At 65.3% G+C, this 10,414-nt stretch carries 7 protein-coding genes; all 7 read right to left on the reverse strand.

All coding sequences use genetic code 11. The features are described from left to right. Positions 1-3: 3 nt before the first annotated feature. On the reverse strand, positions 4-936 hold the full coding sequence (locus tag C5689_RS17055; RefSeq protein ID WP_244594768.1) for a fatty acid desaturase: 933 nt from the start codon (positions 934-936) through the stop codon (positions 4-6). 417 nt (positions 937-1,353) lie between these two features. Beyond that, entirely contained in the window at positions 1,354-4,494 is a 3,141-nt protein-coding gene (locus C5689_RS17060; protein ID WP_108918440.1) for an efflux RND transporter permease subunit, read from the reverse strand. Continuing rightward, positions 4,491-6,053 (reverse strand): efflux RND transporter periplasmic adaptor subunit, encoded by a 1,563-nt coding sequence (locus C5689_RS17065; protein WP_108918441.1) that lies wholly within the window; start codon positions 6,051-6,053, stop codon positions 4,491-4,493. The genes C5689_RS17060 and C5689_RS17065 overlap by 4 nt, the downstream gene beginning before the upstream one ends. Positions 6,054-6,171: 118 nt before the next feature. Beyond that, positions 6,172-6,516: a hypothetical protein gene (locus C5689_RS17070; RefSeq protein WP_244594769.1), complete on the reverse strand. Its 345-nt coding sequence runs from the start codon at positions 6,514-6,516 to the stop codon at positions 6,172-6,174. 105 nt (positions 6,517-6,621) lie between these two features. Then, the gene (locus tag C5689_RS17075; RefSeq protein ID WP_108918443.1) at positions 6,622-8,178 is read right to left on the reverse strand and encodes a response regulator; all 1,557 of its coding nucleotides are present in this window, start codon (positions 8,176-8,178) and stop codon (positions 6,622-6,624) included. Between the two features lie 27 nt (positions 8,179-8,205). Then, positions 8,206-9,081: a CheR family methyltransferase gene (locus C5689_RS17080; RefSeq protein WP_158271830.1), complete on the reverse strand. Its 876-nt coding sequence runs from the start codon at positions 9,079-9,081 to the stop codon at positions 8,206-8,208. After that, on the reverse strand, positions 9,069-10,414 hold a 1,346-nt coding region (locus C5689_RS17085), incomplete at its 5' end, for a response regulator (protein WP_146188412.1). The genes C5689_RS17080 and C5689_RS17085, both read right to left, overlap by 13 nt.

Here is a 10,414-nt window from a genome sequence, read left to right on the forward strand (position 1 = left end):
TCGTCACGCAAAGGCCGCTTCGCCGAGCGTGACGAGCACGGCGCGCATCGCTTCGCGATTGCCGAGCGTCACATAGGCGTAGCCGCATTCCTCCATCGCCGCTTTCGTCAATTTGCGCATCTTGGTCAGGCTTCTGCGCGAGAGGCTCGGGAACATATGGTGCTCGATCTGGCTGTTCAGTCCGCCCGTCAGCCAATCGAGAAACGGCGAGCTCGGCGTGTTGCGCGTCGAGCGCGCCTGCCGGTCGTAGAAACCCTTGGTTTCCGACGCGTCGTAGACTTCCATGCCCGTATGGTTGAGCACGAACACAAAGGCGAGGATGAAGCCGCCGATCAGCTGCGCGGCGAGGAACCAGAGCCAGCCCGTCCAGGCCGCGCCCGGAGCCAGCAAGCCCGCGAGCGCAAATCCCAAAATCCAATGGGCGGCGCAGAGCGCCGCTTCGATCCATTGCTCCTTGGTCAGAGCGACGTCGATGCTCTGCCAGCTCCAATTGAAGCGAGCGACCGAAAGGATCGGAAAGAATAGCGGCACCTGAAAGCGCGGCAGCACGAAGGACAGCGCGCGGCCGAGCCCTTTTTGGCGCGCCTTGGCGTTGTATTGGGCCAGCGACTTGTCCCAGACGAGCCAGGGAGGCGAATCGATATCGCCGTCGATCGGCGTGCGCGTCCCGTCCGCTTCGACGCGGCAGGCGTTCGGAAAGGCGTGATGCAGCTCGTGCTTCTCGATCCACCAGGTCGAGCCGAAACCCTGGGCGAGCGACACGAGCCGCAACATGATGCGCGCCTTCGTCTCGCCGCGCGGCCCCCATTGGTTGTGAGCGACGTCATGGCCGAGATAGGCCGTGCGCGGATAATGCAGCCCGAGAATGAGAGCGCCGAGCGCCGCGGCGAAGCCGCCCTGCGCGAGCAGGAGGAAAGCGAGCGTGGGGGCCGCCACGAGCTCGAGGCAGCGGAGCGCCCGCTCCCACAACGGCACGTTGTAATACCCCTTCTCGCGAGCCCAAGCCCGCAACGCAGCGATACGCTGAGCCAGATTTTTCGCGTCCAGGAGGTCCGGATCGATCCGGGCGGGCGCAGTTGCTTGTTGTTGGTTCAATGGAATACCCGCTTAGCCTGCTCGGCTACAGTTCGAGGCCGCAGCCCTTGCGTATCGGGCCAAGCCGAGGCCGCTGTCAAATCTTAATCGCAGGAGGCCCCCTCCCGCCGGGCGCAGGCTCGGCGGCATTCGTCGAGCGATTCCAGAGCCGACAACCTGGAACAAGAGCATAAGATGCTTTTCCTGCTGACGAAAGCTGCACTTTGCGCCAGACGGTCCCGCTCGAGACGGCCGCCGCCCGCGAGACCATTCTCGAGACTATCGGCGAGAGCCGGCCCCGCCATCTGCGGCGGGCGTGCGGACGCCCTCGACGAGGGCGTAGATGGCCGGAATGACGACGAGCGTCAGAACCGTGGAGGAGGCCATGCCGCCGATCATCGGCGCGGCGATGCGCTGCATCACCTCCGAGCCCGCGCCGGCGCTCCACAGGATCGGCGCGAGGCCCGCGATAATGGCCGTGACCGTCATCATTTTCGGACGCACGCGCTCGACGGCCCCGCGCATGATCGCCTCGTGCAGATCGGCGCGCGTGACGGCGCGTCCCTGCGCGGCGCGCTCGGCGACGAGCTCCCTCATGGCCTGATCCAGATAGATCAGCATGACGACGCCGGTCTCCGCGGCGACGCCGGCGAGCGCGATGAAGCCGACCGCCGCGGCCACCGAGAGATCGAACCGCATGATCCACATCGCCCAAACGCCGCCGACGAGCGCGAAAGGGAGGGACGCCATCACGATCAGCGTTTCCGTCAAGCGGCGGAAATTGAGATAGAGCAGCAGGAAGATGATCGCGAGCGTCAGCGGAACGACGATTTCGAGCCGCGCCGCCGCGCGCTGCATATACTCGAACTGCCCGCTCCAGCTCACATAGGAGCCGGCGGGAAAGGCAACCGATTGCGCCACGGTCTTCTGCGCCTCTGCGACATAGGAGCGAAGATCGCGATCTCGCACATCGACGAAGACATAGACCGCGAGCTGGCCGTTCTCCGTGCGGATCGCCGTCGGGCCGCGCGTCAGTTCGATGGTCGCGACCTCGCCGAGCGGGACGGCGCCGCCGCGCGGCAGCGGGACGAGCACTTCCCGCGCAATCGTCTGCGGATCGGAGCGGAACTCGCGAGGATAGCGTATGTTGACGCCGTAGCGCTCGCGCCCTTCGACCGTCGTCGTGATCGTCTCGCCGCCGAGCGCGGTGGCGATCACCTCCTGCACGTCGCCGATCATCAGATTATAGCGCGCGAGCGCCGGATGATCGGGAACAATGTCCAGAAAATAGCCGCCATTGACGCGCTCGGCATAGGCGCTCGCCGTGCCGGGAACGCACTTCAGCGCCGCCTCGACCTGCCGCGCCAGCCCCTCCATCTGCGCGAGATCGGGACCGAAAATCTTCACGCCGATCGGCGTGCGTATGCCCGTAGCGAGCATGTCGACGCGCGCCTTGATCGGCATGGTCCAGGCGTTGGAGACGCCGGGAAATTGCAGAGCGGCGTCGAGTTCGGCGATCAGCCGGCCCGTCGTCATTCCTGCTCGCCATTGGTCTTTCGGCTTCAGCGCGATGATGGTCTCGAACATTTCGAGCGGCGCCGGATCGGTCGCCGTCGCGGCGCGGCCGGCCTTGCCATAGACGGAGGCGACCTCGGGAAAGGATTTGATGATGCGATCCTGCGTCTGCAACAGTTCCGCGGCTTTGGTGACGGAAAGGCCGGGCAGCGTCGTCGGCATATAGAGCAGGGCGCCCTCGTCCAATGTCGGCATGAATTCGCCGCCGAGCCGGCGCGCCGGGACAATGGTCGCGACGATCGCGATCACGGCGACGAGAATGGTCGCCGTCTTCGCCTTCAAGACGCGCGCGATGATCGGACGATAGAGACAGATCAAGGCGCGATTGAGCGGATTTTTCGCTTCCGCCACTATGTTTCCGCGCACGAAGACCACCATCAGCGCCGGAACCAACGTCACCGAGAGCAGCGCCGCCGCCGCCATGGCGAAGGTCTTCGTATAGGCGAGCGGCGAGAACAGCCTTCCTTCCTGCGCCTCCAAAGTGAAGATCGGCAGGAAAGACACGGTGATGACCAGCAGGCTGAAGAATAGCGCCGGCCCGACCTCGCTCGCCGCCTCGATCACGATTTCGACGCGGGGCTTTTCGGGCGAGGCGCGCTCCAAATGCTTATGCGCGTTCTCGATCATCACGATCGCGGCGTCGACCATAGCGCCGATCGCGATGGCGACGCCTCCTAAGCTCATGATGTTGGAGCCGACGCCGATCGCCTTCATCGCCGCGAAGGCGACGAGCACGCCGATCGGCAGCATGACGATGGCGACGAGCGCGCTGCGCAAATGCATTAGAAAGACTGCGCAGACGAGAGCGACGATGACGCTCTCCTCGAGGAGCGTCCTGCGCAATGTCTCGATCGCCGCATGAATGAGCTCTGACCGATCATAGACGGTCGCGATCTCGACGCCCTTTGGCAGCGTGGGCGCGAGCCGGGTCAGCGCGGCCTTCACATTGTCGATCACGCTCAGCGCATTGGCGCCATAGCGCTGCAAGGCGATCGCGCTCGCGACCTCGCCCTCGCCATCGAGCTCGGCGACGCCGCGGCGCTCGTCCGGCCCGAGCTCCACGCGGGCGACGTCGCGCAGCAGCAGCGGTGTGCCATTCTCGGCGCGCAGGCCGATATGTTCTATGTCGGCGGCGCTTTTCAAATAGCCGCGGCCGCGCACGATGAACTCGAATTCGGACAGCTCCACCGTGCGGCCGCCGACATCCGTATTGCTGGCGCGGATCGCCTCGCGCAATTGCTTCAGCGAGACGCCCAGCGCGCGCAGCCGATTGGGATCGACGACGACATTATATTGCTTGACGAAGCCGCCGACGCTCGCGACCTCGGCCACCCCTTCCGCCTTGGAGAGGCCGTAGCGCAATGTCCAATCTTGCAACGAGCGCAGCTCGGCGAGCGTCATCTCCTTGGCGACGAGCGCATATTGATAGACCCAGCCGACGCCGGTCGCATCCGGTCCGAGCGCTGGCGTCACGCCCGGCGGCAGCTTCTTCGTCGCGGCGTTCAAATATTCGAGCACGCGCGAGCGCGCCCAATAGAGATCGACGCCATCCTCGAAGATCACGTAGACGAAAGAGACGCCGAAGAAGGAGAAGCCGCGCACCACTTTCGAGCGCGGCACGGTGAGCATGGCGCTGGTCAGCGGATAGGTGACCTGATCTTCCACCACTTGCGGCGCCTGCCCCGGATATTCCGTATAGACGATCGCCTGCACGTCGGAGAGATCGGGAAGCGCGTCGAGCGGAAGCGTGCGCAGCGCATAGACGCCGGCGCCGATCGAGAAGCCGGCGCAGAGGAAGACGAGAAGGAGATTGCGCGCCGACCAGGCGATCAGCCGGCCGATCATCGCGGCGTCTCCGCGCCGGCCAGCGTCTGCAGAGCGGCGCGCAAATTGCTCTCCGAATCGATCAGAAAATTGGCCGCCGTCACCACGCGATCCTTTTCGTCGAGCCCGCTGCGCACCTCGACGACTCCCTCGCCGCGCTGTCCGAGCGTCACCTCGCGCGGCTCGAAACGCCCTTCGCCCTTGTCGAGAAGGACCAGCGCGCGCTTGCCGGTCTCGATCACCGCGCTTTCGGGCGCGGTCACGACCGCATCCGGCTCGCCCGCGAAAATTTCCGCCTCGACATACATGTCCGGCCGCAGGATCAGATCGGGATTGGGCAATTCGATGCGCGCGCGCGCGGTGCGTGTCTCGCGATTGATCTGCGGATAGACGACCGTCACGCGGCCGGCGAAAATGCGATCGGAAAGGCCGCGCGCTCTGATCTCGACCGTCTGGCCGACGTGCAGCCGCGCATAATCCTGCTCGGCCACATCGACGAGCGCCCAGACCACCGACAGATCGGCGATGCGGAACAGCACTTGGCCGGCCTCCGCCTTCATGCCTTCGACGGCGTTGCGCTCGAGAATGAGTCCCTCGCGCGGCGCCGGCCAGGAGACGCTCGCCGGCACGCGGCGGCTGCGGGAGATTTCGGCGATGAATTCGGGCGGAACATTCAGCGTCTCGAGCTTTCTGCGCACGCCCTCGAGCAGGCCGGCGTCGCCATTGCGCGAATTGGCGAAGACGAGATAATCGGCCGCCGCCGCGGCGATGGCCGGCGAAAAGAGCCGCGCCAGCGGCTGGCCTTTCACGACGCGCGCGCCGGTCGTCGCTTCGAAGACTTTCTCGACGAAAGCCTCGGAGCGCGTCGCGACCACGGCGAGGCGGCGCTCGTCGACCTGCACGGCGCCGGGCGCGCGAATCTTCGCGACGAGCGGCCGGCGGCGGACCTGTTCCGACCGCACGCCCGCGCGCTGGATTTTTCCAGGCGCGATGCGCAGCGCGCCATCGGCCTCGGCGTCATCGCCCTCATAGACCGGCGTATAATCCATTCCCATCGGATCCTTCTTCGGGATCGGCGAGACGTCCGGCAGGCCCATCGGATTGCGGTAGTAGAGAATTTTTTTCGCGCGGGGCGCCTCGGCGAGCTCCGGGAGGAGGGCGCGCAGATCGGCGGGCCGCACCGGCAGATAATCCATGCCCATGCCGTCCTTGCGCGGACCCGCAGAGATATCGCGGCCGCCCATCGGATCGCGATAGAACAGCGGCTCGTCGCCCGAGGGCGCGGGCGCATCGGGAAGCCTGCCGAGAAGCGGGGCGATCCGCGACCGGCGCACGGGCAGAAAATCCATTCCCATGCGATCCTTGCGCTGGCGGAGCGAGACCTCCCCGCCGCCCATCGGATCGCGATAGAAGAGAATGGGATCGTCGGAGGCCGCGGTCGCCGTCGAATGATCCGGCCGCGCCGCATCGGCATAGGGCGCTTCGGAATGCGGCGCTTCGGAATGGGAGACGTGAAGCGCGGATGCGGCCACGCTCGCGGCGAGCGCGAGTGCGCCGAAAAGAGGCGTATATGGAGGCATGATCTCGATCTCCGGCCGCAGCGGCGGCGGATGGGCCTGAAGCTCACGAGGATAAGCTCACGAAGCCGCTCCGCCGCGCGAGCGACGGAGCCGGCGCGACGGAGCCGGCGATTGCGCTTCAGGCGATCGGAGGTCGAAGATCGGGAGGGGCGGTCAAGGACGCAAAATCGGCGTCGCTCGCCGCGACGAGCGCCGCCGCCGACGACGAGACCGGCATGACGAAGAATGAGTCGATCGGGCCGGCGACGGCCGGAGCCTGGACGCAGGAGACGGCCGCGCAATCATTGCCCGCGCGCGAGCCCTTGTCTCGCTCGCCCTGATTTGCCGAGGCCTTGTGGCAATCCTCCATGGCGGCCGCGCTCACCCCGTCGCAATGGCGACCGACGCGCGAAGCCTCGGCCCCGCCGACCAGCGAGAACGCCAGCGCGAGCATAAGGACGAGCCTATGGAGGAGACGAAGCATGATTGTTTTCTAGCACCTGGAAATGAAAGCGTAAACCTGGCCCCGTTCAGAAAGACGTTCGGGCAGGGCGAACGCGTCGGCGCGTCTCTCGTCGATCGCGGAGCCTCACATTGCGACGTCGGCGCGAGAGGCGGATTCGCCATTCACGAGCGAGGCGAGCTTACGGCGCAATTCCTCGGCCCCGATCGGCTTGTGGAGCATTTCGAAGCCGTTCGCCTGGGCGTCGGCGATGCGGGCCGGATTGGTGTCGCCGGTCATGATCAGCGTCGGTATCGCTCGGCCGGCGTGCTCGCGTATGCGATGGGCGACGACCGGGCCGGTCTGCCCGGGCCCCAGATTATAGTCGGTGACGATGGCGTCGATATCGGCTCGCGCTTCGGTGAAGAGGTCGAAGGCGCTCTCTCCCGTATCTGCAGCCAAAACGCCATATCCCCATCCTTCGACCATGGTCACGAGGCCGGCGCGCAAGGCGGCGTTGTCTTCGATCAGCAGAATGCATCGCTGCTCCGCGGTTTGCGGATAGGGAGCTCGCCGAGTCCTTTCGTCGAACGGCAGAAGAATGGAGAAGCGCGAGCCCCGGCCGACTCTCGATGTCACTTTGATCTCTGCGCCGATGAGCCGGGCGAGCCGCGCGACCACCGAGAGACCGAGGCCCAATCCTTGCGCGCGTTCGCCGGCGGGGCCGCCGAGGCGATAGAACTCCTCGAAAATCAGCTCCTGCTGTTGCTCGGGAATGCCGACGCCGCTGTCGATCACCTCGATCGTGAGACGTTCCGATCGACGGCGCACGGCCAGCAGAACGCCGCCGCGCTTCGTGTAGCGCAGAGAGTTTTCGATCAGATTGCGGATCATTCGCTCGAGGAGAACGGGATCGGCGCGAACCTGTCGCGCAGGGCCTCGGAACAAAGCGAGGCGCAGGCCCTTGTCGGCCGCGGCGATCGAATATTCGCGCGACAAGCGGGCGAGAAGCTGCGTCACGTCGACGGCCCCCATATGCGGCGTCACCACGCCGGCGTCGAATTGCGAGAGATCGATGACGCCGGAGAGGAGGCCGTTGAGCCCCGTCAAGGCGCTGTCCATTATGTCGAGCGCCTTCGCGACGAAATCCGGATTGTCCTTGCGGCGCCGGAGCATCGCCTGCGCCAGTACGAGGGATTGGACGGGCTGACGCAGATCATGGCTCACGGCCATCAAGAATTTGGAGCGGGCGAGGCTCGCTCTTTCCGCTTCCGCCTTGGCGCGGTCCGCGGCTTCGATCGCCTTGCGCAAGCTCTCCTGCTGGATATGGAGGCGCAGCAGAACCTGGATTTTGGCGCGCAATAATTGGCCGCTGATCGGCTTGATCAGATAATCGGTCGCGCCCTCCGCATATCCGCTGAGCGCATCCTCCGCGGCGACGAGAGCGGCGGTGAGGAGAACGACGGGCGTCTTCGCGGTTCGGGGCGTGGAGCGAAGCCGCGCGCAGACCTCGCGCCCATCCATATCCGGCATCCGAACGTCGAGCAGGATGACCGCATAGTCATGCGCCAGCGCCAGGGACAGAGCGTCGAAGCCGCTGGAGGCTTCTTGAATCTCGATCTTCACGCCGTTCAGCGCCTTGCGTATCGCGAGCCGCGTCGGCGCGTCGTCGTCGACAATCAGAATCTTGATCGATGATGTCACGAGCGGTCCTCGGGAAGCCGGTCAATTTCAGACGCCCACTCGCGGCCGCGCCCGCACGGGCTTGCGATAAATTCGATAACTATCATGCACGACGTCGAAATCATCGAGCGTTCCAGCGCTTTCGAAAATAGCTTCCGAGCGGCCCAATAACAAGTAGCCGCCGCGTTGAAGGCTCCTGCCGAACAGATCGAGGCCGCGCTCCTGCAAAGGGACGCCGAAATATATCAAGACATTGCGACAGACAATGAGCTGCGCTTCGAGGAAGACGTCATCGGTCACGAGATTGTGCTGGGCGAATTCGATCGGACGCCGCAGTCTGTCGGCCGCGATGATCTGATCGCCACAGATCGTGAAATATTCGTCGAATTCGCCGACGCCGCCGCCCGCGAGATAGTTACGTCTCCAAGCGTCGAGCTCGCTCTTGGGCCAGGCGCCGGCGCGCGCGGCGGCCAGAAGCTCGGCATTGAAATCCGTCACGATCAACCGTGCGCGCGCGGCCAGGTCCAATTCGTGCAGCAGGATCGCCAAGGAATAGGTTTCCTCGCCGCGGCCGCAGCCGATCTGCCAAATATTGACGCGCGGAAAGCTCTCCAATTGAAAAATGATGGTCTCGCGCAAATAGCGCCACACCTCCGGATCGCGGAAGAACTCCGATGTCGGAACCGACATGCCATGAATGATCGACCAGGCGATACGCTCGTCCGCGAGAATGGGCGCGAGAAGATCCAGCGCGCGAGCGGCGCCATGCGCCTCGCAGATTCGCGCGAGTCGACGCTTGACGGCGGAAGGCGCATAGCCGGTGAAGTCATATCCCCAGCGTTGCGCCAGCGCCGTCAGCACCAGCGAAACCTCGACATCCTCGATCTCGTTGCGGCTCGCGAGCCGGCGGGTCAGATCAGCCATCGCGCCAGCGTCTCCAAGAGGCGATCGGAATCGATCGGCTTGGCGAGATAGGCGGTCGCGCCCGCTCGCAGGCATTGCTCCGCGTCTCCCGGCATCGCTTTGGCCGTGAGCGCGACAATGGGCAGTCTCTCGAAGCGAGCGCGCATACGGCCGATCAATTCATAGCCGTCCATATCGGGCATCATGATGTCGGTGAGCACGGCGTCGAATTTGGCGCCTTCCAGAATCTCCAGCGCTTTGGCTCCATTGGCGGCGACCTCTATGTCGAAGCCTCTGGCGCGCAGGCTCTTGGAGAGCGCGAGCAGATTGCGAGGGTCGTCGTCGACGAGTAGCAGACGTCGGCCGAGCGCGGGAGCCGGCGCTTCCACAATGACGAGATCGGCGTTCGGCTCTTCGATGGCCTGGAGCACCTCCTCGCGCAGCCGGCTGTCGGCGCGACCTTTGAAAACCACGCTTTCGGCGAATGTGCGCAGCCGATATATGTCCTCCGTCGTCAGATCATGGGCGGAATAGACGACCACCGGAGGATGCGCGCCCGGCTCGGCGTGAACGCTCTCCAGCAGCGTGAAGCCGGACATGTCGGGCAGCATCAGATCCAGCACCACCGCGTCGAAATAGCTGTCCATCAGCCGGTGGATGGCTTCATCGCCGGAACTCGCGACGACGATATCGATTGCGTCGCGTCGGAACAGCGTTCTGAGCGCATGGGCGTCATGGGCGTTGTCGTCGACGATGAGAATGCGGCGTCGCCCGGAAGCGGCGAAGCGGCTGTCGAGCATTGCCGAAAGCGCGGCGAAGACCTCGTCGCGCTTGACCGGCTTGTCGATGCTTCCCATCGCGCCGGCGGATCGCGCCGCGCGCGCGTCCTCGGCATTCGATGCGATGGCGTAGACGGGAATTCGCGCGGCGGCGGGATCCGACTTCAACCGCCGCAGCGCCTCCAGCCCCGGAAGATCGCGCAGGTCGAGATCGAGAAGAATGGCTGTCGGCGCGACTTGCGCGACGATCGGCGAGGCGGCTCCGCCGCTGTCGGCATGGACGATGCGATAGCCAGATCCGGCGATCAGCTCGCCGAGAATCGCCGCGAGATAGGGATCGGACTCTATGAGGAAGATCGTCGAATCGGCCGGCGCAGGACGTTCCTCGATGCGGCGCGCATCGGCCGCCGGCGCGATCGGGCGCTCCGCGCCGAGCCGATCATCCGCCCGCGCGGCCGAGTCGGCCGGCAAGAACACGGAGAAGACGCTGCCGGCGCCGAGCGTGCTCGCGACCTCGACGCGCCCGCCCATCAGCGTCACGAGGTCGCGGCTGATCGTCAAACCGAGGCCCGTCC

Source organism: Methylosinus sporium, assembly GCF_003113265.1.
Taxonomy (GTDB): domain Bacteria; phylum Pseudomonadota; class Alphaproteobacteria; order Rhizobiales; family Beijerinckiaceae; genus Methylosinus; species Methylosinus sporium.

Bases quoted from the DNA above. Each gene is read 5' to 3' on its own strand.
- C5689_RS17060 (WP_108918440.1), bottom strand. From the start codon at position 4,494: ATGATCGGCCGGCTGATCGCCTGGTCGGCGCGCAATCTCCTTCTCGTC.
- C5689_RS17065 (WP_108918441.1), bottom strand. From the start codon at position 6,053: ATGCCTCCATATACGCCTCTTTTCGGCGCACTCGCGCTCGCCGCGAGC.
- C5689_RS17070 (WP_244594769.1), bottom strand. From the start codon at position 6,516: ATGCTTCGTCTCCTCCATAGGCTCGTCCTTATGCTCGCGCTGGCGTTC.
- C5689_RS17080 (WP_158271830.1), bottom strand. From the start codon at position 9,081: ATGGCTGATCTGACCCGCCGGCTCGCGAGCCGCAACGAGATCGAGGAT.